This window comes from Micromonospora sp. NPDC049900, assembly GCF_044461025.1.
Classification (GTDB): domain Bacteria; phylum Actinomycetota; class Actinomycetes; order Mycobacteriales; family Micromonosporaceae; genus Micromonospora.
In genome coordinates this window covers 96,601-123,173 of record NZ_JBITKM010000010.1, presented here as the reverse complement: position 1 = coordinate 123,173, position 26,573 = coordinate 96,601, and the positions used below count along the sequence as shown (strand labels likewise).

21 protein-coding genes and 1 pseudogene are annotated in these 26,573 nt (G+C 71.2%); 8 read left to right on the top strand and 14 right to left on the bottom strand.

Annotated elements, in window-relative coordinates; genetic code table 11:
* Positions 1 to 12 precede the first annotated feature (12 nt).
* Complete coding sequence (locus ACIBMZ_RS21635) at positions 13 to 1,887, bottom strand: S8 family peptidase (RefSeq protein WP_396696467.1); 1,875 nt, start codon at positions 1,885 to 1,887, stop codon at positions 13 to 15.
* A 220-nt stretch (positions 1,888 to 2,107) separates the two neighbouring features.
* Here ACIBMZ_RS21635 and ACIBMZ_RS21630 point away from each other — a divergent pair, with 220 nt between their 5' ends.
* Positions 2,108 to 2,710, top strand: coding sequence for a hypothetical protein (locus tag ACIBMZ_RS21630; RefSeq protein ID WP_396696465.1), 603 nt, complete (start codon positions 2,108 to 2,110; stop codon positions 2,708 to 2,710).
* Here the strand turns inward: ACIBMZ_RS21630 and ACIBMZ_RS21625 are convergent.
* The 3 genes from ACIBMZ_RS21625 to ACIBMZ_RS21615 form a co-directional block, all read right to left on the bottom strand.
* Positions 2,678 to 3,076, bottom strand: a complete 399-nt coding sequence (locus ACIBMZ_RS21625) for a hypothetical protein (protein ID WP_396696463.1) — start codon at positions 3,074 to 3,076, stop codon at positions 2,678 to 2,680. The genes ACIBMZ_RS21630 and ACIBMZ_RS21625 overlap by 33 nt on opposite strands.
* A 188-nt stretch (positions 3,077 to 3,264) precedes the next feature.
* A complete protein-coding gene (locus tag ACIBMZ_RS21620) occupies positions 3,265 to 3,486 on the bottom strand; it encodes a DUF397 domain-containing protein (RefSeq protein ID WP_131051387.1) in 222 nt (73 codons plus the stop codon).
* Positions 3,456 to 4,337, bottom strand: coding sequence for a helix-turn-helix domain-containing protein (locus ACIBMZ_RS21615; RefSeq protein WP_396696461.1), 882 nt, complete (start codon positions 4,335 to 4,337; stop codon positions 3,456 to 3,458). The genes ACIBMZ_RS21620 and ACIBMZ_RS21615 overlap by 31 nt, the downstream gene beginning before the upstream one ends.
* A 566-nt stretch (positions 4,338 to 4,903) precedes the next feature.
* Here ACIBMZ_RS21615 and ACIBMZ_RS21610 point away from each other — a divergent pair.
* Complete coding sequence (locus tag ACIBMZ_RS21610) at positions 4,904 to 5,191, top strand: hypothetical protein (RefSeq protein ID WP_396696459.1); 288 nt, start codon at positions 4,904 to 4,906, stop codon at positions 5,189 to 5,191.
* Positions 5,192 to 5,292: 101 nt separating this feature from the next.
* Positions 5,293 to 5,733: a hypothetical protein gene (locus ACIBMZ_RS21605; protein WP_396696457.1), complete on the top strand. Its 441-nt coding sequence runs from the start codon at positions 5,293 to 5,295 to the stop codon at positions 5,731 to 5,733.
* A 6-nt stretch (positions 5,734 to 5,739) separates the two neighbouring features.
* On the opposite strand, the gene ACIBMZ_RS21600 is transcribed toward ACIBMZ_RS21605, so the two are convergent.
* Together ACIBMZ_RS21600 and ACIBMZ_RS21595 are read right to left on the bottom strand one after the other, a co-directional pair.
* The gene (locus tag ACIBMZ_RS21600; protein ID WP_396696455.1) at positions 5,740 to 6,525 is read right to left on the bottom strand and encodes a PASTA domain-containing protein; all 786 of its coding nucleotides are present in this window, start codon (positions 6,523 to 6,525) and stop codon (positions 5,740 to 5,742) included.
* A 102-nt stretch (positions 6,526 to 6,627) separates the two neighbouring features.
* Positions 6,628 to 7,302 carry a PASTA domain-containing protein gene (locus ACIBMZ_RS21595; protein WP_396696453.1) on the bottom strand — a complete coding sequence of 225 codons (675 nt, stop codon included), beginning with the start codon at positions 7,300 to 7,302 and terminating at the stop codon, positions 6,628 to 6,630.
* 122 nt (positions 7,303 to 7,424) lie between these two features.
* Here ACIBMZ_RS21595 and ACIBMZ_RS21590 point away from each other — a divergent pair.
* Positions 7,425 to 8,814: pseudogene (locus ACIBMZ_RS21590) on the top strand (hypothetical protein); the annotation flags it as partial.
* Positions 8,815 to 8,957: 143 nt separating this feature from the next.
* Here ACIBMZ_RS21590 and ACIBMZ_RS21585 read toward each other — a convergent pair.
* Positions 8,958 to 10,436 carry a glutamate--cysteine ligase gene (locus ACIBMZ_RS21585; protein ID WP_396696451.1) on the bottom strand — a complete coding sequence of 493 codons (1,479 nt, stop codon included), beginning with the start codon at positions 10,434 to 10,436 and terminating at the stop codon, positions 8,958 to 8,960.
* Positions 10,437 to 10,742: 306 nt separating this feature from the next.
* Positions 10,743 to 11,324, bottom strand: coding sequence for a YceI family protein (locus ACIBMZ_RS21580; RefSeq protein WP_396696449.1), 582 nt, complete (start codon positions 11,322 to 11,324; stop codon positions 10,743 to 10,745).
* A 103-nt stretch (positions 11,325 to 11,427) separates the two neighbouring features.
* Between ACIBMZ_RS21580 and ACIBMZ_RS21575 the strand changes: the two genes are divergently transcribed.
* Positions 11,428 to 11,952 (top strand): MarR family winged helix-turn-helix transcriptional regulator, encoded by a 525-nt coding sequence (locus ACIBMZ_RS21575; protein WP_396696447.1) that lies wholly within the window; start codon positions 11,428 to 11,430, stop codon positions 11,950 to 11,952.
* 320 nt (positions 11,953 to 12,272) lie between these two features.
* Here the strand turns inward: ACIBMZ_RS21575 and ACIBMZ_RS21570 are convergent, their stop codons facing one another.
* Positions 12,273 to 14,750 carry an ATP-binding protein gene (locus ACIBMZ_RS21570; RefSeq protein ID WP_396696445.1) on the bottom strand — a complete coding sequence of 826 codons (2,478 nt, stop codon included), beginning with the start codon at positions 14,748 to 14,750 and terminating at the stop codon, positions 12,273 to 12,275.
* Between the two features lie 153 nt (positions 14,751 to 14,903).
* On the opposite strand from ACIBMZ_RS21570, the gene ACIBMZ_RS21565 reads away from it, so the two are divergent.
* Entirely contained in the window at positions 14,904 to 16,205 is a 1,302-nt protein-coding gene (locus tag ACIBMZ_RS21565) for a hypothetical protein (RefSeq protein ID WP_396696443.1), read from the top strand.
* A 54-nt stretch (positions 16,206 to 16,259) separates the two neighbouring features.
* On the opposite strand, the gene ACIBMZ_RS21560 is transcribed toward ACIBMZ_RS21565, so the two are convergent.
* The 5 genes from ACIBMZ_RS21560 to ACIBMZ_RS21540 form a co-directional block, all read right to left on the bottom strand.
* Positions 16,260 to 17,414 carry an acyl-CoA dehydrogenase family protein gene (locus tag ACIBMZ_RS21560; RefSeq protein WP_396696441.1) on the bottom strand — a complete coding sequence of 385 codons (1,155 nt, stop codon included), beginning with the start codon at positions 17,412 to 17,414 and terminating at the stop codon, positions 16,260 to 16,262.
* 82 nt (positions 17,415 to 17,496) lie between these two features.
* Positions 17,497 to 19,029 carry an acyl-CoA carboxylase subunit beta gene (locus tag ACIBMZ_RS21555; RefSeq protein WP_396696439.1) on the bottom strand — a complete coding sequence of 511 codons (1,533 nt, stop codon included), beginning with the start codon at positions 19,027 to 19,029 and terminating at the stop codon, positions 17,497 to 17,499.
* A gap of 124 nt (positions 19,030 to 19,153) precedes the next feature.
* Positions 19,154 to 19,975 (bottom strand): amino acid ABC transporter ATP-binding protein, encoded by an 822-nt coding sequence (locus ACIBMZ_RS21550; RefSeq protein ID WP_396696437.1) that lies wholly within the window; start codon positions 19,973 to 19,975, stop codon positions 19,154 to 19,156.
* A gap of 5 nt (positions 19,976 to 19,980) precedes the next feature.
* Positions 19,981 to 20,775, bottom strand: a complete 795-nt coding sequence (locus ACIBMZ_RS21545; protein WP_396696435.1) for an amino acid ABC transporter permease — start codon at positions 20,773 to 20,775, stop codon at positions 19,981 to 19,983.
* Entirely contained in the window at positions 20,772 to 21,545 is a 774-nt protein-coding gene (locus tag ACIBMZ_RS21540; RefSeq protein ID WP_396696433.1) for a basic amino acid ABC transporter substrate-binding protein, read from the bottom strand. Before ACIBMZ_RS21540 ends, ACIBMZ_RS21545 begins: the two co-directional genes overlap by 4 nt.
* Before the next feature lie 487 nt (positions 21,546 to 22,032).
* On the opposite strand from ACIBMZ_RS21540, the gene ACIBMZ_RS21535 reads away from it, so the two are divergent.
* A complete protein-coding gene (locus ACIBMZ_RS21535) occupies positions 22,033 to 24,987 on the top strand; it encodes an amino acid adenylation domain-containing protein (RefSeq protein ID WP_396696431.1) in 2,955 nt (984 codons plus the stop codon).
* Positions 24,988 to 25,015: 28 nt separating this feature from the next.
* Positions 25,016 to 26,569, top strand: coding sequence for a B12-binding domain-containing radical SAM protein (locus ACIBMZ_RS21530; RefSeq protein ID WP_396696429.1), 1,554 nt, complete (start codon positions 25,016 to 25,018; stop codon positions 26,567 to 26,569).
* Positions 26,570 to 26,573: the final 4 nt, after the last annotated feature.

Genomic DNA, 26,573 nt, shown 5'->3' with positions numbered 1-26,573 from the left:
CACGGACGATGCTCAGAGGGTGAGCGTCCAGGTGTTGAGGTAACCGGTGTCTCCGCTGTAGACGTCCCGCACCTGGAGTCGCCAGGTGCCGTTCGCCGCCTCGCTGGAGAGGTTCACCGTGTAGGTGGCGTTCACGTTGGCCGTGCCGTCGAAGATGCTGCTGTTCTTCAGGCGGTAGGACGAGCCGTCCGGGGCGAGCAGGTCGACGACCAGGTCACCACGGTAGGTGTGCACGATGTTCACCGCGACGGTCGAGTTCGACGCGGCGTTCCGGTTGCAGCCGGAGATGGTGATGGAGCTGGTCACCGCCGCGCCCGCGTCCGGGATCGTGACGTCGGTGCCGTTGGTGCCCGTGCATCCGCCACTGCCGCTGCCGGTCACCGTCAGCGAGTACGTCGCGGTCCTGCTGCCGGACGCGGCGCTGCCGGTCACCGTCACCGGGTACGTGCCGGCGGGGGTGCTCGCCGAGGTGGTGACGGTCAGCGTCGACGACCCGCCGGAGGTGACGGTGGCCGGGCTGAACGAGGCGGTCGCCCCGGACGGCAGGCCGCTCGCGGAGAGGCTGACCGACTGCGCCGACCCGTTGGTGGTGGCGGTGGCCACGCTCGCGGTCACCGAGCCACCGGGCGCGGTGGAGCCGGAGGTCGGCGACACCGAGACCGAGAAGTCGTTGGTCGGCGGCGGGGTGTCGCCGTTGACCACGTAGAGCAGTTGGTTCGGGGTGCCGGTGCCCACATTCGTGATCACGTTCGGGGTGGAGTTGGCCACCAGGTAGTCCCGGACCTGTTGCGGGGTCCACGACGGGTTGGCCGAGAGGACCAGTGCGGCGACGCCGGCCACGTGCGGTGACGCCATCGACGTACCGCTGATCGAGTTGGTCGCGGTGTCGCCGGTGTGCCAGGCCGACGTGATGCTCACGCCGGGCGCGAGGATGTCCACGCAGGTGCCGAAGTTGGAGAAGCTGGCGGCGGCGTCGTTGTTCTGGGTGGCGCCGACGGTGATCGCCGGAGCGGCCCGGGCCGGCGAGTAGTTGCAGGCGTTCTGCCGCTGGCCCAGCGCGTTGCCGTTTCCGGCGGCCACCGCGTAGGTGATGCCGGCGTTGATCGAGTTGATCACCGCGTTGTCGACCGAGGTGTTCGCCCCGCCGCCCAGGCTCATGTTGGCCACGGCCGGCTTGACCGCGTTCGCGGTGACCCAGTCGATGCCGGCGATGACTCCGGCGTTGGTGCCGCTGCCCTGGCAGTTCAACACCTTGACCGCGACCAGCCGGGTGGCCTTGGCGACGCCGTACGCGGTGCCGCCGACCGTACCGGCGACGTGGGTGCCGTGGCCGTTGCAGTCGGTGTTGTTGGTGTCGACGGTGTTGGTGCCCCAGGTCGCCCGGCCACCGAAGTCCGAGTGGGTCGTCCGGATGCCGGTGTCGATGACGTACGAGGTGACGTTCGAGGCGGTGTTCGGGTAGGTGTAGGAGCTGTTCAGCGGCAGGTTCCGCTGGTCGATCCGGTCCAGGCCCCAGGACGGTGGGTTCGTCTGGGTGCCGCTGATCGCGACGGTGTGGTTCTGCTCGACGTACGCCACCGCCGGGTCGGCGGCGATCCGCGCCGCCGCCTTGGCGCTGACCCGGAGTTCCGCACCGCGTACCGCGGCGGTGTAGGTGCGGGCCGTGCTGCCGCCGTGCCGGCGCAGCAGCCGGTCCACCGACGAGCCGACGGCGCTGCGGCCCACCTCGGCGTCCTTGAACACGACGATGTAGCTGCCCTCGACGGCGGTGGCACCGCCGGCACTCCTGACCGTGCCGACCGGCTCGGCCGCCATGGCCGGGCTGGCCGTGGCGACCATGGCCAGCGCGGCCAGGCCGACGAGTACGGTCCTGTGTGGAAGAGCCATCTTCCTACCTCCCTCCGACCGGCACCGATCGTCGACCCGTTCGTGGCAGGTTGATCGATGAAAGCCGATCGAGGTGAGAGTAGTGGTGTGCCCGGAGGCAGATAAACATGCCGGAACTCCCATCACGCCGGTGCGATGGCCCCCTACGGGGACCGGGTACGGGAGGAACGGGGGACGGGCCCGGATTCGCGAGCGCGGAAAGCGGGCAAGTCTGATGGGCATGCAGAGCCATCTCGCCCTCCTGCTCCCGGTCGCCGCCGTCTGGTGGGTCGCCGGATACGTCGCGGACGGGTTGCCCCGGATGACCCACGCCCGCCGGCTGCGCCGGCACGCCGGTTGGTTGCTCGGCCTGACCGGGATCGGGCTCGCCCTGACGGTGGCGCTGCCGATCGCCGGACTGAGCACCCCGGGAGCCACCCTGGCCGACCGGGCGGCGAGCGGACTCACGCTGGCCGCCGTCCCCGCCGCCGTGGTGGCGATCTGCACGGTCCGCCGGGTACGCCGACTGCTGGCCGGCGCCACCACGCTCGCCACGGCACCCCGGACCCCGGCACCGCACGGGTTGCGGGCCGCCGCCGCCCACCCGCTGATCGGTCTGCCGTTGCAGGTGACCGGGCTTGCTCTGCTGCCGGCCCTGATCGCGGCGAGTGGCGTCGGTCAGTTGCTCGGACCCGGTGCGGCCGGGCCGGCGGTCACCGTGGGCGCGTTGGGCGTCGCGGCCATCGGCGTACGCCACGCGCTGCGGCACAACCGGCTCGCCGAGTTGGCCATGCCGGAGCGGGCGGTGACGTCAGCGCAGTCGGCCCGAGCCCTGCACGTATAGCAGTTCCAGGATCGCCCGGGTCGCCTCGAACCAACGGTCCAGCCAGCCGGGCGGCGGCACGCTGCCGCGCGGCGGCAACTCCATCATCAGCCCGTGCATCAGCGGGTGGTCCACCAGCGAAGGGTTCTCCGTCATCGGCCATCCCGGTGGCGGGAACGACCCCTCGGTGAGCGGATTCGGGTCCAGGGACGGTGGGGCGTGCTGCGACTGCGCCGCCGCCTCGCCCCGGACGTCCCGCCCGCCACGTTCACCGTCCGGCGGCACCTCGCTCAACATGCTGTCCCGGCGGGCGCCGCGGTACTGACCGCCGAACCGCTCCGCCTTCGCGGGACCGTTGCTGATGTTCTCTGATCCGATACTCGTCATTGCGTCTCGCCTGTCTCGTTCGGTTACCCGCCCTGCCGGGAGGATGTCGACCAGCGCGTACCGACAGGTACAACGAGACACGGTCGATGTGGCGACGGCAGCCCTCGGGACGGCCACGGGCACCCGACACGACGACGGTCCCCGCCCGGCCGAGCCGGACGGGGACCGTCCACACCGCTTACCGCCAGTCAGCTCCGGCCGAACGCGCCGTCCCTGGTGCCGGCGACGAAGGCGTGCCAGTGCCCCGGGGCGAAGACGAGGGCCGGACCGGCCTTGTCCTTCGAATCCCGGACGCCGACCGCCCCGGTCACGTACGCCACCTCCACGCAGTTGTCACAGTTCGGCCCACTCTTCGAGCTCTTGAACCATGTCGCCTGCGTCAGGTCCACGGAGAATCCTTGCGTCGCCACTTCCACAACGGCTCCTCTGCCAGTCTCGCGATGTACTCGACGGACTCCTCCGGACGTCGGGCCGCTGCTCGAATGTGATCGAAGATGAAGCTGTACTTCTGTAGCTCGTCGCTCTTCTCCAGGAAGAGCCCACCCGTGGCGTTCTCTGCGTACACGACATCCGGATCACCGGGTTCGGGAAAGCTGAGGATCGTGAAGGTGCCGTCCATGCCGGCGTGCGCCCCTACCTCGAACGGCAGGACCTGGAGCGTCACGTTCGGCAGTTGGGCCACCTCCGCCAATCGCTTGAGCTGGTCACGCATGACCATGTCCCCGCCAACCGGACGGCTCAGCACCGCCTCATCGAGCACCACCCACAGATCGACCGGATCATCCTGGGTCAACAACGACTGACGGCCGAGTCGGACACGCACTCGTTGTCGTACCTGTTCGGGGGTGAAGTCCGGACGAGCGGCCTTGATCATCGCGCTGGCGTAGTCCTCGGTCTCCAGCAGTCCGGGTATGACCTGCTGTTCGTACGCCCGGATCGAGCTGGCCGCCGCCTCCAGGCCGACGAACGCACCGACCAGCACCGTGCTGTATGGGTGCCACCAGCCCTTCTGCCGCGCCTCGCGGGCGATCTGCACCAGCTCGTCGCTCTCTGCCCCCACCACGCCATAGATGCGGAGCATGTCCCGGACGTCGCGGGGCGTGGCGGTGGTGTGGCCGGTCTCGATGCGGGAGATCTTCGACGCCGAGCACTCCAACTGCTCTGCGACCGCCTCTATGGTGATGCCGGCGGCCTCGCGTTGGCGGCGCAACTCCGCGCCGAGCCGGCGCCGCCGGATGGTCGGACTGCGGCGCTCGCTCACCCGATGTCACCTCTCGCCTCGACGCGCCGTCGGTTCGACACCCGCCTCGGGCGCGACCGTCGGGGCTGGCGAGCGTACGCGGCGTTGGGGTGGTGCCGGTCGTCGGCCGGCCGCGGCGGCGAAACCGTTCCTCAGTGTGCCGCTCGGGTGGTGGCGCGTTCAAGCGCCGTTTCGTGCGAGCCGCTCACTTATTGGCAAAAGTCTACGTGCAACTTGCATGCAGCACGTCTCTGATGCACTCTGTCCGTATGACCTGGGTTACGCACCGTCTCCGCGCCATCTCCCCCCGTGATCCCCACGGCGGAGGCGCGGACGGGGTGCAGACCCGACCGTCGGCCATGGGCACGGACTCCCCGCACGGGAGCCGGCCGCCCACCCCCGGCGGCGGCTCCGGCGACACCACCTGAGCCCGCACCGGTCGAGCGGCGCGCCACCAGCGTGCCCGGCACCGACCGACGCCCGCGCCACGAACCGGCGCACGAGACACGACCTCGTTGCCGGAGCCGCATCTCCCCCCGATCGCCCCCGCCGACCTTCCCCGTCGGCCAACCCTCTCAGGAGCCCATGTGCTTCCCCGCTCCGGTGACGTACTGCACGTGACTCGCGCGGCGAGTGTCCAGTTCCGCAAGCCCATCCAGTTCCGGGTGATCCGGGTACTCGACCGACCCACCTACGACGGCTGGCTCTGGCTCGAAGGCTACGAGTTGAACGCGGCGGGGGACGCGGTCAACCGGCGTTCGATCTTCGTGCAGCGGGCGGGTCTGGAACAGATCCAGGCCGCTCCGCAGCCGCGTGCGCACACCGTCCGCTCGGCCCGTCGGCCGGTCACCCGAACTCCGATCCGGGTGGGCTGAGCATCACGAACAGCCGCCGTGGGGGCACGCCGACGCCATAGAATCGGTGTGCCCACCCCGGCAAAGTCTCCATCCCGCGCGTCCCGGGCCCTGAACCTGGGATGGCCATGGTCAATCTGCCCACGCGACAGCCCCATCGGTCCCGCATCACCTACGCCTTCGGAGTCCTGGCGCTTCTCGGTGCCGCCACCACCATGCTGGTGTTGGTCCGGGACCCCGCCCTCTCGTCCACTCGACTGGCCGAGCCGGTCCCGGCACCGGAGATCACCGTCGTGCAGACCGAACCGGTCGGCCCGTACGGCGTGACCGGCGGTTGGGACGAGTTCGGCACGAGCGATCAGCCGGGCGGCGCCCCGGCCACCGCGTACGGCGGCTCCGGGTCGGTCGACGATCCGTACCGGGACACCGACCCGTCGGCGCACGCCACCCGTGCCGACCCTCGCCAGGAACTCAGCCGCTCGCTGTTCTGGTCCGGCGTGTTCGGTTTGTCCATCTCGCTGGCCGGGCTGGGACTGGTCGGCACCAGACGCCGGATGTGGTGACCGGCCTCAGGTGGTCGGGCTCGCCGTGACCGTCGGTTCGGTGGTCGGCGCACCGGTCGTCGGCGACGGGCTCGGGCTCGCGGTGGCCACCACCAACCTGATCTCGTCGCCCTCCTCGACCAGCGCACCCGCACCGGGTTCCGTGGCGATCACCGTGCCCGGCGGCTGGTCCGACGGCCGGTACTCCACCTCGTAGCCGAGACCGAGCTGGTCCAGCAGCGCCCGCGCCGCCGCCTCGGAGAGCCCGGTCAGCGGCGGCACCGGGAGTTGGGTCGGGGCAGCGCTGGTGGTCGGCGGTGGCGACGGTGACCGGGTGGTCGGCGACGGTGACGCGGTGGTCGGCGACGCCTGCGTCGTCGGTTGCGGGGACGGTGGCGTCGACCCGTCCTCGTCCAGCGCCTGCCGGACCAGCCACAGGCCCACGCCGAGCAGGACGAGCAGGAGCAGCAGGACGACACCCCAGAGGATCGGCGACCACCAGCGCCGGTTGCCCGGATCGTCGGGGTACCAGTCGCCACCGGCCGGCTCGCCGTCGAAACCGGGCCGGACCGACGGCACCTCCGCCCGCCCCGACCACGCCGCGGAACCGGACCGCTGCGTCGGGGGCAACGGCGCGGTCGCGTCCACCGGCTCCCCGGGAGCACGCCCGAACGGCGCGGTCTCGTCGGGTACGGCGGGATCGGGCGTACGGTCCAGCGGCGCGGTCTCGTCGGGACGTCCGCTGGCCGGCGGGATCGGGCGGGTCCGGTCGTCCGACTCGCCCTCGGGCGGCTCCTGGCGGTCGTCGCTCATCGCACGTCCTTTCCGCCGGTCCGGCGGGCGGCATGGCCCTCGACGGTCAACCTAACGGTTCGTCGGGCCATCGGCCGGCATCAGCGTGTCGGACGCGCGTCTCTACGACTCCTCGCTGGCCTCCGGGCTCGGGGTCGTGCCGCACCAGATCTGGACCACGTCGTTCCATCTCCCGACGGCGCCGCCCGCCGGGTCCTGTGCGGTGACCGTGCCGGACTTCCCGCTCGGGTACCGCGGATAGAAGCCGTCGTCGACGAGTTCGTCCCGCGCCTCACCGCACGAGTCGCCGACCAGGTCAGGTATCGAACTCTCCGGCGCGGCACCGGCCACGGTGACCTTCACGGTGGCCCCGCGCTTCACCGGTAAACCGCCGGCCGGCTCGGTGCTGCGCACGCGGGAACTGTCGCCGCTGCCGAAGACGAACTGCCAGCCCAGGCCCCGGTCCCGTAGTTCCTCCCGGGCCTCCTCGAAGTCCATGCCGACGAGTTCCGGCACCGTCAGGCCGGTGCGGTTCGGCGTGGGCCGGGCGGGCTGGCTGGTCGCTGTCGTCGGCCGGTCGCGCGGCGTCGGCGAGCCTTCGGACGTCGGGGCCCGACTGCCGCTCGCGTCCAGTGTCGTGTCGCGCGGGGGCTTCTGGTCGCCGGCCAGCACCCATCCGCCGGTCGCCCCGATGACGGCGAGGAGCACCGCCGCGAGCCCGCCGCCGATCACCACCTTCGCGCGGTCCGGGCCGGCGCCGGAGCGCACCTCGTCCCGGTCCGTGGATCCGTCCGTCATCTCCGCCCACCGCCCTATCACCGGCGACCGTAGTCGCCGACGCCAAGCACTGTCCGTCACCGTTGCCGGCCGGTGCCGCGCACGACTCGCCGCACCGACCACAGGACGTTACGCTGCCCGGCATGGCCAGACAGGGCTGGGGAGGATCGATCGCCACTGCGGCCGGCGTGGCAGCCGGCGCCGGGGCCGCCCAACTGGGCTTCGGGTATGGGCTCGGCATTCTCAACTGGGCACCGACCGAGGCGACCGCCGGCACCGCGGCCTGGGTGGCGAGCCTGATCTGGGCCACCTGGATCGCCGCCACCTCGACGATCTTCGGCGCGGTCTGCGCGCAACGCCTACGCGACCGCCGCACCGCACCGCAGCCGACGTCCGCCGCACCCCCCGACGCCGGTACGCCCACCGACGCCGGCCCGTCGGCCGCCACCACGCCGCAGCCCGAGACGGTCGGGGCCGACACCGCTCGGACCAGCACCGTCCGGCCCGACGACGCCCGATCCGATTCCGCCGGGTCGACCGACGTTCGCCGGGAGGGCGGTGACGGCGGTGGTCTGCACGGGATCGCGCTGGCCGGTGCCGCCGGGCTGGGCGCGCTGATCACCGTGCTGCTGGTCGCCGTGCCGGCGCGGGTGGCGGAGGTGCCGGACACTCCGTCCCCGCGGGACATGGCCGCCGCCTACGCCGCGATCGGCGTGCTGGTCGGAGTGCTGGTGGCGGTCTGGGCACTGCGCTGCCGGGCCGCCGCCACCAACGTCATCGCCACCGCCGGCTGGCTCTGGCTGCTCGCCGTGGTCGCCGTCGTCGACTCGGTGCTGGCCGGTCGCGGGCTCACCACCGCCCAGCTCGGCATCTGGCAACTCAGCTCGGACAATCCGCAGTTCTGGATCCGGGACTACTTCTATTGGCCGGGCGCGATCCTCTCGCTCGGCTCGGCGCTGCTGATCGGCGCGCTGGCCGCGCGGCACGGCGTACGTCCGGCGCACCGACGGGTCGGTGCCACCGCCTCCGGTGCCGCCGGACCGCTGCTGGTGGCCATCGCCTACTTCCTCGCGGTGCCGAGGCTGACCGCGATCAGCCCGGAGCAGGTGTCGGCCCACCTGATCGCCCCGTACGCGGTGATCGTCGGTATCGGCGGGTCGGTCCTGGTCGCGGCGCTCGCCCAGCGGGCCGCCCGGCGCAGGCAGGAACTGCCGCCCACCGGCGACACACCCCGGGTGCCCCGGCAACGCAGGGCGGCCGACGACACCGGCCTTGCACCGGCGGCCAGCGAGGGTCCTGCGCGCACCCCGACGGCCGCCGACCCGACCGCGCCCGACCCGGCCGGGTCCGGCTCGACGACGACGCTCGACGGACCGGCGGCGGACAGGGCGAAGGAACCCGCGCGCGCCGCGACCCGGAGCCCGGCCCGACGGCGACTCGGCGGCAGGAGCGGCACGGACAGCGGCACCGGGCGGAGCGGAACGGTCGACGACGACGCGCCCGTCACCCCGACGGCCCCCGGCGGCTCGCCGGCCTCCGACGAGGCGTCGCCCACCGCACCACCGGACGGCGGTGCCACCGGTACCGACCCCGCGCCCGAGGGCACCGGTCGGCGCAACCGCCGCAGCCGCTGACCCGGCGGTGCGTGTGCGCGCCGAGGCGCTCGGCGCGACGGGTCAGTCGATGGGCCAGGTGTGCACGGGCTCGTTGGTGCGCTGCAACTCGGCGTAGCGCTGGAGCATGTGGTGCAGGGCGGCGGTCCGGTCCAGGCCGTGTTGCCGTTCGGCGGCCCACACCGCCGCGGTCTGCCAGGCCGCACCGTTACGACCGGTACGACAGCGCTGCTCGATGATGCCGAGCAGGCGGTCCCGCTCCGCCGGGGAGACCCCGAACCCGTCGAGCCCGGCGGCGGCGATCGGCAGCAGGACGTCCAGCACCAGCGTGGTGACCGGCACCTCGCCGAGGCGTGGCCAGTGCAGCACCGCGTCCATGCCCCGTCGGGCGGCGGCGTGGAAGTTCTCCTCGGCGGAGCTGAAGGTGAGCTGGCTCCAGATCGGCCGGTCGGCCTCGGCCAGGCCCCGGGCCAACCCGAAATAGAAGGCGGCGTTGGCCAGCATGTCCACCACGGTCGGCCCGGCCGGCAGCACACGGTTCTCTACCCGCAGGTGCGGGCGGCCGTCCATGATGTCGTACACCGGCCGGTTCCAGCGGTAGACGGTGCCGTTGTGCAGCCGCAACTCGGCGAGCTCCGGTACGCCACCCGCGTGCAGCACCTCCACCGGGTCCTCGGTCTCGCAGATCGGTAGCAGTGGAGGGAAGTAGCGGACGTTCTCCTCGAACAGGTCGAAGATGGACGTGATCCAGCGTTCCCCGAACCAGACCCGGGGCCGTACGCCCTGCGCCTTCAGCTCGTCCGGCCGGGTGTCGGTGGCCTGCTCGAACAGGGCGATCCGGGTCTCCGCCCAGAGTTGGCGGCCGTACAGGAAGGGCGAGTTCGCACCCACCGCCACCTGCACCCCGGCGATGGCCTGGGAGGCGTTCCAGTAGTCGGCGAAGCTGTCCGGTGCGACCTGGAGGTGGAACTGGAGGCTGGTGCAGGCGGCCTCCGGCGCGATCGAGTCGGTGTGCGTACGCAGGCGCTCGACGCCCCGGATGTCGAGCTCGATGTCCTCGCCCCGGGCACCGACGATCTGGTCGTTGAGCACCCGGTACCGCTCGTTGGTGGAGAGGTTGTCCGCGACCAGGTGGCGCTCGGTCAGCGTGGGCAGGATGCCGACCAGGACGATCCGGGTGTCCGAGCGGGCCGCCCGCCCGTTCGCCCGATCCAGGCTGCCGCGCAGGTCACGCTCGTAGTCGGTGAACCCGCCGTTGGAGATGAGCCGGGGGTTGGCGTTCAGCTCCAGGTTGAACTGGCCCAACTCGGTCTGGAACAACGGATCGGCGATGGCGGCGAGGATCTCCTCGTTGCGCATCGCCGGCTCGGCGAGCGGGTCGACCAGGTTGAGCTCGATCTCCAGCCCGGTCATCGGCCGGTCGGCGTCGAACCCGAAGTCGTCCAGCATCAACGCGAAGACGTCCAGACAGCGGCGGACCTTCTGGCGGTACCGGATCCGATCCTCACGGGAGAAGGCGGCTCGGTCGACGTCCCTGCCCATGTTTCCTCCCGGCGCGCGACGCGACGGAACGGTGCCGTTCCGCAGCGCAGTGTGAACCATACTCGGTGAAAGCGCCGAACCGGATGGCCCGAAGATCGGTCCATTGTCGCAGTCCACCCGCCTTGCGGGTGGGTCGGACCCATCGACGGGGCGGGTGAGCCGCTCCCGTGGGCATTCCTACCCGGCCAGGTCCGTGGCGCCACCCACGTCCCTGCTGACAACCTGTGACAAACCGCACCGCGACCGTCACCGGAAACGCCGACGGACCCGCGCGGTCGGCGCGGGCCCGTCGGCGTACGGGGACGATCAGGACTGGCGGATGCCCTCGCCCTCGATCTCGATCTTGATCTTCTTGCCGACCAGCACGCCGCCGGACTCCAGGGCGACGTTCCAGGTCAGACCGAAGTCCTCCCGGTCGATCTCGGTGCTCGCCGAGAAGCCGAAGATGTCCTGGCCGAACGGGCTGCGGCCGACGCCCTCGAACTCGACCTTGAGCTCCACCGGACGCGTCACGCCCTTGATGGTCAGCTCACCGTCGAGCACGAACTCGTTGCCCTCGTGCGACTTCACACCGGTGCTGCGGTACTCCAGGGTGGGGAACTGCTCGGCGTCGAGGAACTCCGGGCTGCGCAGGTGCGCGTCCCGGTCGGCCTGCGCGGTGTTGATGCTGGCGGCCTGGATGGTGGCGCTGACCGTGGACCCAAGGGGCTCCTCGGCGATCGTGATGGTGGCGGCGGCGTCGGCGAACTCACCGCGAACCTTGCTTACCATCATGTGCCGGGCGACGAAGCCCACGCGCTTGTGCGCCGCGTCCAGCAGGTAGGTGCCGGCCGCCGGGATGGTGAGGCCGTTCCACTCGCGGGTAACCGGCTCGGTGCTGCTGGTCATGAGAAACTGCCCTCCGGAAGAGATTGTTTAGTAGCCCAACGACTGCCTGAGCAACTATAGTCGTAGCAATATTCCGTGTGTCAAGTACTGATAGGATGGGCCGGTGGACCCGAACGTGTTCGACGACCCTCGGATCACCGCTGTCGGCCTCCTCTTCGAGGTGCACGCGGGCCTCTCCGCCCGCTTCGCCACGCAACTCGACGAGCACGGGCTGTCAGCGGTCGAGTTCGAGGTGCTGACCCGGCTCACCCGGTCACCCGGCAACCAACTACGGATGACCGATCTCGCCGCGCAGACGTCGCTCTCCACCAGCGGCGTCACCCGGGTCGTGGACCGGATGGAGCGCGACGGTCTGATCACCCGGCGCGCCTGCCCGTCCGACCGACGCAGCTCGTACGCCGTGGTGACCCCCGCCGGTCTGCGCCGGCTCGACGAGAGCCTGCCCGGCCACCTCCGGCTCATCGAGGACTGGTTCACCGGCCAGCTCGACCCGGCGGCGCTGGACGCGCTGCTGGACGGCCTGCGGCAGATCCGCGACGCGGTTCACCCCTGCGCGACCGCCGGCAGCAGTGACACCGCCCCGGAGCAGGAACCAGCCCGGAAAACGCCGGATTCGTCCCCTTGTTGAGTGGCGCGACGCCTCGACCGCACCCGCGCTCCGACCTTCGGTGCCGATCGGTACACCCGAGCGTGACGGCACCGGCAGAAGGACCGGCAGAACCGGACAACGAAACGGCCATACCACCACAAGAGGGACGGACTTCGCGGTAGTCGCTCGCTAATCTCGCTGCAGCGGGGCGCATCGGGGGGAATCGGCGCGGGCGATGAGCGAGGGGTGGTAACAGGGGGCTTCCTCGCCCGCGCCACCTCGGGTTTCCGCCGCCGGTCGGCCGGGCCACGTGCCCGGCCCGCCGTGCTTCTCCGGCACCACCGTCGGGCCGGTCCGGCTCAACGGCGACGACCGACCGACAACGCGTACAACAACTCCTGCTCCTGTGGCAGCAGCCGCACGGCACCCGCGCGGCAGGCGAGGTCCAGTCGATCGAGCACCTCCGGATCCGCCGTACTCGCCGCGAGGCCGACCAGCGCCTCCACCACCCGCCGCCGGTCCCGGTCCTCCCGGTTCATCTCGGCCGCGGCGGTGAACCACTCCACGGCGACCTCCCGGTCACCCCGGTGCCGGGCTAGCTGTCCCTCGATCAACGCGCCGGTCCCGTCCAACGGCCGCAACTCCACGAGCACCTCGGCGGCCTCGGCCGCACGGCCGTCCTGCGCGAGGGCCAGACCCAGCGTGCCCAGCACCCGACGACGGTGCCGGGGCACCCCCAGGTCGGCCAGCGCCGCCAGGACGCGTCGGGCCTCGCCGACCGCGTCGACGTACCTGCCCTCCAGGCGGAACACCTCCGCGACGGTGCCCCGGGCCAGCACCCGCAACCGCTGCTCGCCACACTGGCCACCGAGACGGTCCACGGTGGCCAGTCGACGCCGCGCGGCAGCGAGGTCGGCCACCCGCATCTCGTGCCAGGCCAGGTGGTGCTGCGCGATCGCCATCTGCCGGAGCAGACCGGCCTCGGTCGCCACCGCCAACACCGCCTCCGCCTGCTCCCGCGCCTGTCCCGGTCGGCCCGTCGCGGACAACAGCGCACCCAACACGTTCCGCGCCTCCAACTCGCCCGGCACGTCACCGAGACGCCGGAACGCCGCCAACGCGGCCTGCGCCGTCGGTAACTCCTCACCCGCCGCGCCGTGCTCACCGGCGAGCATCGCGACGCCGAGCGACGCCCAGGCCCGCAGCGCCGGATCGGCATCGGCGGTACGCGGATCGGCGAGCAGCCGCAGCAGCCACTGCCGGCCCAGGACGTCCCGTCCCCGCAGCCGCCACCACCGGGACAACGCCGCCGCCAGGCGCAGTGCGGTCAGCGGGTCGTCCACCGCCGCGTACGCCAGTGCCGAGCTGACGTCGCCGGTGACCTCGTCCAACCGGTGTGCCGCGACGGTCGCACCGGCACCGCTGAGCGCCGGCACGGTCCGCTCCACCAACCGGGTCACCACCCGGGCGTGCCGACGCCGGACCGCAGTCGACTCACCGGCACCGGACGCCTGCTCGACCGCGTAGTCCCGCACGGCGTCGACCAGCCGGAACCGGAACGGTCCGGTGCCGCGTACGCTCAGCAGCCCGAGGTCGAGGAAGCGGTTCAGCATGGGTACCGGGTCGGCGGTCGCCCCCGTCCCGGCCAGCATCTCCTCGGCCATCTCGACCGACCAGCGGTTGCCGAACGCGGCCAGCCGACGCAACGCGGCCCGCTCCTCGTCGGCGAGCAACCGGTAGCTGGTCGCCACCGCGTCGCGGAGCGTCTCCGCCACGGCCGCCCGTGCGTCGTCACCCCGGCTCGGGCCCGGTTCCCACCCGCCGCGTGCCGCGCTTGAGGTGTCCAGGTCCAGCACCCGGTCGCCGTACCGGTCGAGAAGCTCGGTGAGGTCGAGCAGTCGCCCGCGCGCGGCCATCAGCTCGATGGCCAACGGCAGCCCGCCCAGCCGCCGGACCAGCGACGCCAGCGCCGGCAGCTCCGCGTCGGACGGCGGCTCCGGGCGCACCTGCGCCAGCCGCGCGGTGAACAACGCGACCGCCGGATAGGTGGCCAGCGCCCCCGGGTCGGTGCCGCCCGGCGGCGGTACGTCCAGCGGCGACACCGGACGGACCCGCTCCCCCGGCAGCCCGACCGGATGCCGACCGGTGACCAGCACTCGCAGCGACGGCACCCCACCGACGAGCCGGTGCAGCGTGGCCGCCACCGGACCCGGCGCGCGTTCCGCCGCGTCCACCAGCAGTACGGCCCGGCGGTCACCGAGCCGGGCGGCCAACTCGGTGATCCGGGCGGCACCGAACACCGTCACCGAGGCGGCCAGCACGTCGGTGACGTCGGACCCGGCACCGATCAGCACCCCGGCCACGCCACCCGGATGGGCCGGTGCGACGGCGTGCACCGCCGCCAACGCCAGCGCCGTCTTGCCGACCCCGGCCAGCCCCACCAGGCTGATCACCCGGGGGCCACGCGGATCGGTCAACATCGCGGTCAACTCGGCCACGTCCTGCTCCCGGCCGATCAGCTCCGGCGCGGGCGGCAGGCCCAGCGCCGGACCCGGGTGGGATGGCGCGCTCGCGGTGCCCGTCCCCCGCGCGGCGGTGAGGAACCCGGCGCGGGCGGTACCGGTCAGGTCGAGCGCTGCGGCGAGCAGTTCGACGGTGGTGCGCTGCGGTCGTACGGATCGACCCCGTTCCAGGTCACGAACCGTTCGGATGCCGACGCCGGCGCGCACCGCCAACTCGGCCTGGGTGAGGCCGGCGGACAGGCGGTGCGACCGTAAGAGTTCCGGGAGCCCGGCGTGCGTGGCCGGCCCGACCCGACGATCATGACCCGGAGGCATGGCCACGGACACTACGGGCCACACCCGACACTGGACACGGGATCGTCGGCCACCCGACCCGACCGCGAAGAAACCCGACAGCGGCCGACCGGTCGACAGCACTGGACGATCAGCCATTGATCGGGGTGACCGGCGACGGTCACAATGCCGCCCATGTCCCGCGACAGATTGCCGGGCGACCTCGACACCCGGCAGGCCCGCTGGTTGCTGACCCGGCACGCCGGTCTACTCGGCCGTCAGCCGCAACTCGGCCACCCCAGTGGCGTACCGGTGACCCGGCGTACCCACCCGGAACTCACCGGACTGGTGGCGGAGACCGCCGATCGGCTGGGTACCCCGATGCCCGACCGCGTGCTGCTCACCGGCACCCCGACGGTGGACCTGGCCGTCGCACGCCGACGCCGGCATCTGCTGATCGGCCTCCCACTGCTCGACTGCCTCAACGCGACCGAACTGCGGGCACTGGTCGGCTACCGGCTGGCCCTGCTCCGCCACCGCCACTGCGGTCTGGTCGTCGGCCTGCTGCACCTCTGGACCGAGGCGGTGCGCGCCGAGACGTACGAGGAGGGCCGGGACCTGCGCCGGGTCACCGAGTTCCGGCGTACGCTGGCCGGCTTCGCCGCCGAGGTGCAGCGCGACGCCGACGAGGCCGCCGTGCTCGCGGCCGGCGCCGCTGCGGCGGCACGGGCGTTCGCGCTGGCGGACGCCGCCGCGCAGGGGTACACCGACTTCCTGGAGAGCACGGCGCTGCCCGAGCACCGATGGTGGCGGCTGGCCGAGGTGGGCATCAGCGACGTGGACGACGGGTGGCGGCACCTGCTGCGACACGGGACGCCCGACGTCGAGTGGGGTGAGGACGAGGCGCAGGTGCTCGCCACCCTGCATCCCCGGCTCGCCGACGCGCTGCGTGCCCTCGGCAGGACGCCACCGCCGGTGGTGCCGACCGCCCATCCGGTGCCGGTCGCCCCGCTGTCCGGGCGGGAGCGCCGCCGGCTGGCCCGACGCCTGCTGAACATCCCCTATCCGCGCTACATCCGCTGGCACACCTTCGCCGACTCCCCGCCGCGTTGGTGGCTGCGCCGGGCCGCCGGGGAGGCCGGTTCGGTCCGGGCCGACGTGGCTGCGGTGCTGGGTCGACCGCCCGTCGACGACGTCGAGGCCATCGACGTGATCCGGACCCGCCCCCGGGAGGTGCTGGCCGCCGCCATGCACGTGCCGGTGGGCGAGCTGTCCGACGATCCGGGCGACTGCGAGTGGGACGAACCAGCCGCCGCGTCGGTGTGGCTGGTCGAGGAGAACCTGCTGCGCCGTGGCTGGCGGTTGGCACATCCGTCGGTCCGGGGTGTGCTGATCGGGCCGGCGGGCGAACAGGTCGACGCCCGTGCCCTGATCGCCCGTGCCGAACAGGACGCGGCGGACCGTTCGACCCTGCGTCAGCTTATGACGTCGGGCTGACCCGGCCCCGAGGCGCGCTTACCGCCTCGGGTAAGGCCGGACGTCGGAGCGGGCTCACATCCCCAGGTCGCGCGCGATGATCATGCGTTGCACCTCGGACGTGCCCTCGCCGATCTCCAGGATCTTGGAGTCCCGCCAGAACCGGGCCACCGGGTACTCGTTCATGAAGCCGTAGCCGCCGTGGATCTGGGTCGCCTCCCGGGCGTTGTCCACCGCGACGGTGCTGGCGTGCAGCTTGGCGATCGCGGCCTGCCGCTTGAACGGCTCGCCGGCCAGCATCCGCGCCGCCGCGTCGTAGTACGCCAGCCGGGCGGTGTACGCCCGCAGCTCCATATCGGCGATCTTGAACTGGATCGCCTGGTAGTTGCCGATCGGCTGGCCGAAGGCGTGCCGCTCGGCGGCGTACTTCACCGACTCGTCGACGCAGCCCTGGGCGAGCCCGACGGCCAGCGCGGCGATCGCGATCCGGCCCTCGTCCAGGATGCGCAGGAACTGGGCGAAGCCGCGCCCACGCTCGCCGAGCAGGTTCTCCGCCGGCACCCGGCAGTCGTCGAAGGTCAGCTCGTGGGTGTCCGAGGCGTTCCAGCCGACCTTCGAGTAGCCCGGCGCGACGGTGAAGCCCGGCGTCCCGCTCGGCACGATGATGGTGGAGAGTTCCTTCGCGCCGTCCGGTCGGGTGCCGGTGACGGCGGTGACGGTGACCAGCGCGGTGATGTCGGTACCGGAGTTCGTGATGAACGCCTTCGAACCGTTGATCACCCATTCGCCGGTCGTCTCGTCCAGCACCGCCCGGGTCTCGGTGCCACCGGCGTCCGAGCCGAAGCCCGGCTCGGTGAGTCCGAATCCGGCCAGCGCCTCACCGCTGAGCAGCTTCGGCAGCCACTGCGCCTTCTGCTCGGCGGTGCCGAACCGGTAGATCGGCATCGCACCCAGGGAGACCGCCGCCTCCAGGGTGATCGCCACACTGGAGTCGACCCGGGCGAGTTCCTCCAGGGCCAGGCAGAGCGCGAAGTAGTCACCGCCCATGCCGCCGTACTCCTCGGAGAAGGGCAGGCCGAACAGGCCCATCTTGCCCATCTGCCGGACCACCTCGTACGGGAAGGTGTGCTGCTCGTAGTGCTCGGCGATGACCGGCGCGACCACCTCGCGGGCGAATTCCCGCACGCTCTCGCGCAGCGCCTCGTGCTCCTCGGTGAGCCGGAAGTCCATCGGGTTCCTCCTGTGCGGACGTGCCCGCCGGGCGCTCGTGACGCCGGGGCGGTGCCGGTGCTGACTGGTGCCGGGTGAGCTGTCAGACGGGGGTGACGCCGTGCCGGCGGCGGGAGAAGTGCCGCTCCTTGCTCCGGGCGGCGGTGAACCGGCGGACCAGTTCGGCGCGGAGCTGGTGCGGTTCCACGATCGCGTCGACCACCAGTTCGCTGGCCAGCCGCACGATGTCGATGTCCCGCTCGTACTCCGCCCGCTTCGCGGCGACGAACGCGGCCCGCTCGGCCTCGTCCTCGATCGCGGCGATCTTGTTGGCGTAGACGGCGTTCACTGCGGCCTCGGCCCCCATCACCGCGATCTTCGCGGTGGGCAGGGCGATCGTGGCATCCGGCTCGAAACCCGGCCCGGCCATGGCGTAGAGCCCCGCCCCGTACGCCTTACGGACCACCACGCAGATCTTGGGTACGGTCGCCTCGGAGATCGCGGTGATCATCTTTGCGCCGTGCCGGATGATGCCCTGCTTCTCCACCGCACTGCCGACCATGAAGCCCGGCACGTCGCTGAGGAACAGCAGCGGCACGTTGAACGCGTCGCAGAGCTGTACGAAGCGGGTCGCCTTGTCGGCCGAGTCGACGAAGAGCACCCCGCCCTTGAACATCGAGTTGTTGCCGACGACGCCGACGACCTCGCCGTCGAGCCGACCGAAGCCGATGGTCAACTCCTTGGCCCAGAGCGCCTGGATCTCGAAGAAGGAGCCGTCGTCGAGCAGACCCTTGACGTACCGCCGCATGTCGAACGCCTGGCGCTCACTCGCCGGCACCAGGGCGGCCAGGTCCGCCTTCTCGGGCGCCTCGACGGCCTCGGCGGCCGGCGGACGCTGCGTCCAGTTGGCCGGCAGGTAGGACAGGTAGCGCTTGACCACGTCGAGCGCCTCGGCCTCGGACTTGCAGAGGAAGTGCCCCACGCCGGACTCGGCACAGTGCACCTTGGCCCCGCCCATCGCCTCCAGCGTGGTCTTCTCGCCGGTGACCATCTCCACCATCCGGTCGGAGCCGAGATACATGCTGGCGTTGCCGTCCACCATCGCGACCACGTCGCAGAACGCCGGGATGTAGGCACCGCCCGCCGCGCTCGGCCCGAACAACGCGCAGACCTGCGGGATCGAGCCGGAGGCGCGAACCTGGTTCCAGAAGATCTTGCCTGCGCCGCGTCGGCCCGGGAACAGGTCGACCTGGTCGGTGATCCGGGCACCGGCCGAGTCGACCAGATAGACCATCGGCACGCCGGTGTCGTACGCCCGCTCGATGGTCCGGATGATCTTCTCGACGGTTCGCGCGCCCCAACTGCCGGCCTTGACCGTCGAGTCGTTGGCCATCAGGCAGACCTGGCGTCCGTCGATGGTGGCGGTGCCGGTGACCACGCCGTCGGCCGGCAGGCCGTCGGCGAGCGCGTTCGCGTAGAGCCCGTCCTCGACGAACGACCCCTCGTCCACCAGCAGTGCGACCCGTTCCCGGGCGAACATCTTGCCCTTGGTCGCGTTCGCCGCGTGGTACTTCTCCGCGCCACCGGACCGGACCCGCTTGCGTAGCTGCTCCAGAGCCTCACCGTCGAACGTCACGCCGCCCCCTCGCCGCCATCCCGACACCGGCACTCCGGCCCGGGCAACCAGCCTGAACGATCGTTAGGCTAACGCATCGGGAACGGCACCGGCGACCTGCCGGTCTCCGGCGCGCGGCGGACCGTCACCGACCGTCGACACCGCCCGACGGTGGCTCCGGTGCCCGGTCGGGTCGGTCCAACTCCGCGACGTGGGTCGGGTCGAGCACCCGGGCGAGGAACGCCCGGGTCCGTTCGTGCCGGGGAGCGCCGAGCACCTCCTGCGGCGGGCCCTGCTCGACCACCACCCCACCGTCCATGAACACCACCCGGTCGGCGACCTCCCGGGCGAACGCCATCTCGTGGGTCACCACCATCATCGTCATACCGTCCTCGGCCAGCTTCCGCATGACGGTGAGCACGTCGCCGACCAACTCCGGGTCGAGGGCGGAGGTCGGCTCGTCGAAGAGCATCAGCTCCGGGTCCATGGACAACGACCGGGCGATCGCCGCCCGCTGCTGCTGCCCACCGCTCAGTTGCGCCGGGAACGCGTCGGCCTTGTCGGTCAGACCGACCCGCGCGAGGTTGCCCCGGGCGATCCGTTCGGCCTCCGCGCGACCGCGTCGCAGCACCCGACGCTGGGCGATGGTGAGGTTGTCCAGCACGGTCAGGTGCGGGAAAAGGTTGAACGACTGGAACACCATGCCGATGCCCCGGCGGACCCTGTCGATCTCGACGTCGGGATCGGTCATCTCGACGTCGCCGACCCAGATCCGGCCGGAGGTCGGTTCCTCCAACAGGTTCACGCACCGCAGCAGAGTCGACTTGCCGGAACCGGACGGCCCGATGACGCAGACGACCTCGCCGTGACCGACCTCGACGTCGATTCCCCGGAGCACCTCCAACGCACCGAACGACTTGTGCAGGTCGCTGATCCGTACGGCGGGCCGGGACCGATCTTTCGACATCCGGATCACCGGGCTTTCGCGTAACGAAGTTCGAGACGCCGCACCAACTGGGACAGCGGCAACGTGATGAGCAGATAGGTGAAGCCGGCGACCAGCAACGGAGTGGCGTTCACCCGGTCGTTGAGCGCGTCCCGACCGAATTTCGTGATCTCGATGGTCTGCGCGGTCACACCGAGCACGTAGGCGAGCGACGAGTCCTTGGTGAGCAGGATGAGTTCGTTCGTCAGCGGCGGGATCACGATCCGGAACGCCTGCGGGATGATGATGGCGCGCATCGCGGTGAAGTGCGACATGCCGAGCGTACGGGCCGCCTCCATCTGCCCCTTGGGAACGGCCTGGATACCGGCGCGAATGGTCTCCGCCATGTACGCCGCCGCCGTCAACCCGAGGCCGATGGCGATCGAGCCGAACACTCCGCCGGGAATCTCCCGCTCCGGAAAGGCGATCGGGATGCCGTACCCGACCAGGAAGAGCACGAGTAGCGCGGGCAGCCCCCGGAACAACTCGATGTACCCGGTCGCCACCCAGCGGTAAGGCGCCACCCGGGACAGCCGCATCAACGCCAGCAGCGTGCCGAACACGAGACCGAAGGCGAACGCGCCCAGGGTGTAGAGAATCGTGTTGCGCAGCGCGACCGTGATGATCGTCGGGAACATCGATTTGATGATGTCGACGCGGAAGAAGGCGTCGGCGAGCCTGCCCCAGTCGGCGCTGCCGATCACCAGCGCGACGACCGCCACGAAGGCCAGGTACTGGAGCCAGAGGGACAGCCGTTCGCGCTGGCGACGACGCAGCTTCACGGGCGTGGGCCGATCCACTTCTCGTAGACCCGGTCGTAGGTGCCGTCCTGCCTGGCCCGGTCGAGCACCTCGTTGATGGTCTTGAGCAGTTCGGGGTTCTCGTCCTTGCGGACCGAGAAGCCGTACTGCTCACCGGTGTCGAACTCGGCCGCCACCTCGAACCCGCCCGGGTTCTCCTTGATGTACTCGGTCCAGACCGGCAGGTCGTTGATGGCCGCCTCGACCTGCCCGTTGGCGAGCGCCTGCTGCTCGGCGGCCAGGTCCTCGAACTCGACGAGTTCGAGACCCTTCTCGGCCGCGAGCCCGCGCGCGTAGTCGCGCCCGGTGGTGGCGGCCTGGACGGCGACCTTCCTGCCGCGCAGATCGTCCAGCGACTTGTACGGCTTACCGGCCTTGACCAGCATCGCCTGGGTCGCGTCGAAATAGGGCGCGGAGAAGTCCATTACCTTCTGCCGTTCCTCGGTGATCGTCATTCCGGCGGCGGCCACGTCACACTTCCCGGTGTTCAGATCCTGGCCGGACTTGATCCCCTCGAACGGCGTGTCGACGATCCGTTGTTCCACGCCGAGTTCCCGGGCGACCAGGTCGATCAGGTCCACGTCGAAGCCGATCACCGCACCGGCCGCGTCCTTGGACTGGAACGGCGGATACGGCAGGTGCGTGCAAACGGTCAGCTTGCCCTTCTCGACCAGCTTGACGCCGCCGGCCTGGACCTCGCTCTTGTCCTCCTTGGCGCATCCCGCCGTCGCGACGAGAGCGACAACCGCCACTACCAGGCAAACCTTTCGGACCGGGCTCTGCACAGTCACACGGTGTCCCTTCGGATCGTCCCGTTGGCCGGAAGCCACGGCCGTGAGAGCGCACGGTACCTGATCCAGATGTCCGCTGACAGACGTCCGAGGACCAGTTTTCCGCCCCATGGGACACAGCGGGCGGAAGGCACATCTCATCGCCATCAGACAATTTCCTCGAAGCCGCCGACCTCCGCGCCGACACCTGCTAAGACGTACAGCCGTCAATGCGTTGACAGGCGAGCGAGAGCGCCGTTAGGGTCCGACCCGGGTCAATGGAGACCTGCCACTCGCGCCCTCGGCAGGCACCGCCGGGAACGCGGAAGCACACCTCGGGGGAGGTGCCCTCAATGGCATCCTCATCTGCGCTTTGACGATTCTCGGAATGGAGCGCGTCCGCCGCGATCCCGCTGAGGTCGGCGCTCTCCTCACAGGACCCACCCGACCACGTCCGCTACACCGGACCGTGGTCGACCTCGTCGACGAAGCCGTACGGCGTCACCCGGACGCCGACGCGGTCGTCCATCCCACCGGCGCGCTGACCTACCGGGACGTCGACCGGCTGGCCGACGTGGTCGCCGCCGACCTGCTCGCCCACGGCGCACGCCGGGGAGACTTCGTCGCCCTGCTGCTCGACGATCGCGTCGAGCAGCTCGTCGCGATGCTCGGCACCATGCGTTCGGGCGCCGCCTTCGTGCCGTTCGACCGGGCCTGGCCCGCCCAGCGGCTGCAACGGATGCTGCACGACCTCGCTCCCCGGGCGGTCGTCGGCGCGCCACCGTCGGCCACCGACCGGCCGGTGATCGGCGTACGGACCGACCCGGACGCCGCCGCCGGACCGGCCGTCGCGGCGCGGCCCCGCCCCGACGACCCGATCTACGCGTTCTTCACCAGCGGCTCCACCGGGCTGCCCAAGTGCGCGGTCAACCTGCACCGGGGTCTGGTGAACCGCTTCCTGTCGATGACCGAGCGGTTCGCCGCCGACGGCGCGGTGGTGCTCCAGAACTCCGCACACACCTTCGACTCGTCGATCTGGCAACTGCTCTGGCCGCTGACCCGAGGCGCCACCGTGGTCATCCCGGACCGCACCGGCATCCTCGACTTCGACGCCACGCTGGCGCAGATCCACCGGCACCGGGTCACCATGACCGACTTCGTGCCGAGCATCTTCGACCTGCTCGTCGAACGCCTGCGCAGCCGACCGCAGGACCGGCGCCTGCTGTCGTCGATGCGGCAGGTCTTCATCGGCGGTGAGGCCGCCAAGCCCCCGGCCGTACAGGCGTTCCGGCGGATGTTCCCGGACGTGCGGGTGACCAACACCTACGGGCCCACCGAAGCCTCGATCGGCTCGGTGTTCCACGCCGTCGGCGACGACGACCGACAGGTCATCCCGCTCGGCCTGCCGCTGCCGAACACGGCCGTGCTGCTGCTGGACGAGCACGGCGCACCCACCCCGCGCGGCGACGTCGGCCAGATCCACCTGGCGGGCGTGTGTCTCGGCGCGGGCTACCACGGCGACGCGGCCCGCACCCGCCAGGTGTTCGTGCCGAACCGCTACCCCGGGGTCCCCGGCGACCTGCTCTACCGCACCGGGGACTTCGGCTGGGTACGCGACGACGGCCTGCTGATGTTCACCGGCCGGCGCGACGCCCAGGTCCAGATCGCCGGGGTACGCGTCGACCTCGGCGAGATCGAGTGCACCCTCGCCACGCTGCCCGGTCTGCGCCAGGTGAAGGTGCTGGTGGACGAGGCCGGTGCCACCGCCGCCCTGGTCTGCTTCTATTCGGCGGACGGCGAGGTCGGCGAGGAGACGCTGCGCGAGCACGCCCGTGCCGGACTGCCCGGTGAGCTGGTGCCCGGCCGGTTCGTCCGCCTCGACGGCCTGCCGTTGCTCGCCAACGGCAAGGTGGACCAGCAACGCCTGCGCGGGCACCTCGCGGAGGCACCGGCGGGCAACGGCGGGCCCGGTCCGACCTATCCGGCGGGGAGCGTCGAGGCGCGGATCGCCCAGATCTGGGCCCGGGTGCTCGGCTTCGGCGCGTACGACGGGGACTTCTACTGCCTCGGCGGGACCTCGCTCGGCGCCGCCCGACTCGCGGTCGACCTGGAGCGTACGTTCGGAGTGCGGCTCGCCGCCCGCGACCTGGTCCGGGCCTCCACCATCGCGGCCCAGGCGGAACTGGTCCGGGGCGGCCGGTCCCTGCCGGTGCCCACCGCCGTGCCGCCCGAGCTGGCCCGGGACGCCCGGCTCGGCGACCTGGGCACCGCTTCGCCGCGACCGGCCGAGGATCCGGGCGCGATCCTGCTGCTCGGGGCGACCGGTTTCGTCGGCGCACAGGTGCTCGCGGCCCTGCTGGCCCACGGCGACCGGCCGGTGGTCTGCCTGGTCCGGGCGGCCGACGACGAGGCCGCCTCGGATCGGGTGGCCGCCGCGCTGGCCGCGACCGGGACGGCTGCGGTACATCGCTGGTCCGCGCTCGCCGGTGACCTGGCCCGACCGCTCCTCGGTCTTCGCGGTGACGACTGGCGGCGGCTGTGCCACCAGGTCGGCACGATCGTGGACGCGGCGGGCCGGGTGGACACCCTCCGCGACTACCTCGATCTGCGCGACACCAACGTGCACGGCCTGCGGACGCTCGTCGACCTCGCCGGCACGCAGGTCCGCAAGAGGCTGGTCACGCTCTCCACCACGACGGTCCGGAGCACACCCGGTACGCCGTTGGCCGAGTCGTTCCTCGCGCCCACGTCGGCACCGCCGGTCGACGGCTACAGCCAGTCCAAGTGGGTCGCCGAACAGCTCGTCCGGGGTGCCGCCGCACAGGGCGTACCCGCGACCGTCGTCCGGCTCGGTGAGGTGGCGGCGCACTCCCGTACCGGCTCCGCCAACCCGCGCTCGTCGGTGACCATGGTCCTGCGGCTCTGCCTGCGACTCGGCGTACGCCCGTCGACCCGGCTGTGGGTGGACTGGACACCGGTCGACGTGGTGGCCCGGATGGTGGCCGCGCTCGCCGACCCGCAGCGCCGCACGCCCGCCGAGGGTGTGCTGAACGTGGTGGCACCCGCCTCCGTCGCCGTCGCCGACCTGTTGGCCCGGCTACGCGTCGGGGACGGGCCACTGCCGGAGATCAGCTACGACGAGTTCCTCGACCGGGCCGCCGACGCGGTCGGCGACGACGAGGTGGCGCGCTGCCTCGCCGTCCTGCGTCCCCGCGCCGCGGCGGCGACCGAGCCACTGGCCGAGGTGGTCCACGACGCCCTGGTCGGCACCGAGACACCCCAGGCCACCCGGCTGGCGCGGGGACTCGGCCTCGACTGGGGCACCAGCCGGGACAGGGAGATCGACGTGATGATCGACCGTCTCAACCGGACGTACCACGCAGCGGTGGGCCGTCCTCATCTGTCCAGCGGGACAGTTCAGTGAACCGCGACCAACGGGTCCAGGAGACGCCATGAAGGTCAATCTCTACTACGCACCCTACCCCTCGCAGATCTTCCAGGGCGAGAGCGAGCCGATCAACACCGAACGGCCGCACAACCCGAAGAGCGCACTGACCACGATCGCCGCCGGGCTGCGCGCGTACGCGCCGCACTTCGGCTACTCCTGCGACATCGAGATCGTCGATCTCCAGCTCGGCGGGCAGCGGGTGAAGTACAAGTCGCTCCCGTACGGCCCGCGGGTCATGGACTGCTACCGGTACGGCACCCCGTTCGAGGAGGCCGACGAGAAGATCCGCGCGGCGGACGTACACGGCATCACCTGCAACTTCACCAACAGCGCGCAGATCGTGGCCGACCTGGCGCTGCACATCAAGCGGATCAATCCCAAGGCGATCGTGGTGGTGGGCGGGGTCGACTGCACCGCCCGCCCGCAGTACTACCTGGCCCGGGGTGCCGACGCGGTGGTGCGCGGGGAGGGCGAGCTGACCTTCGCGCGGCTGGTGGACGCGGTCTACCACAAGCGGGACCTGTCCACGGTGCCGAACATCTCGCTGCCCGGCCGGCTGATCCCCAGCAAGGTCGACTCCTCCGAGACCGTGCCGATGGACTCGATCGAGCCGATGGCGTTGGACCTCATCCCCGACCTGTCCATCTACGACGACACCGCCGAGGGGCCGCCCCCCGCGGGCGTGCAGGGCAACTTCATCTGCTGGGAGACGTCCCGGGGATGCGCGTGGCGGTGCTCGTTCTGCACCGCGCCGTCGCGGGGCGGCTACCGCTACATGAGCCTGCCGGTCATGGAGAAGCACCTCCGGGTCTTCCAGGAGTACGGCATCAAGACGATCGTCTGGCAGGAGGACAACCCGCTCTCCCGGATCCAGCAGAACGGCGCGGGCCGCTACCTGTACGACTCCGGGCGCGAGGACGTCCTCGCCATGTTCCGGATGTTCCGCGAGTACGGCTTCGCCTGGGAGTTCGCCAACGGCATCGAGTTCGGCAAGTTCATGCAGAACGGCAGCTTCGACCACGAACTCGCGGACGCGCTGCTGGGCAGCGAGACGGTCGACGGTCGCTGGGTCGGCTGCTACCGGGTGCAGATCCCGCTGGACAACATGAACGTCAAGAAGCGCCGGTTCCCCAAGCTGCTCGGCTTCGACGAGCAGGTGAACGTGCTGGCCACCATGCTCACCGACCACGGCGTCGGCCACCAGACGTACGACCTGTTCATCGGCTACCCGGAGCACGACCGCGAGGGCATCGACATCTTCACCGACTACTGCATGCGGTTGAAGGAGGAGCTGACCTCGGTCGGCAAGGGCAGGTACAAGCCGTACTTCAACGTGTTCAACCTGTCGCTGCTGCCGGGTGCCCGCGACTGGGTCACGCTGCGCTCGCTGCTCCAGTTCGACATCGACGAGAACCCCGAGGTGATCGGGATCTTCCTGTCGGCCATCAACACCGACCACTTCACCTACTGGGACATCTACCAGAAGCGTCTCGAAATGACGAACATGCTCAACGACCGCGAGATGCACCGTCTCTACGACGGCATCTACGCGGGTTGACGGG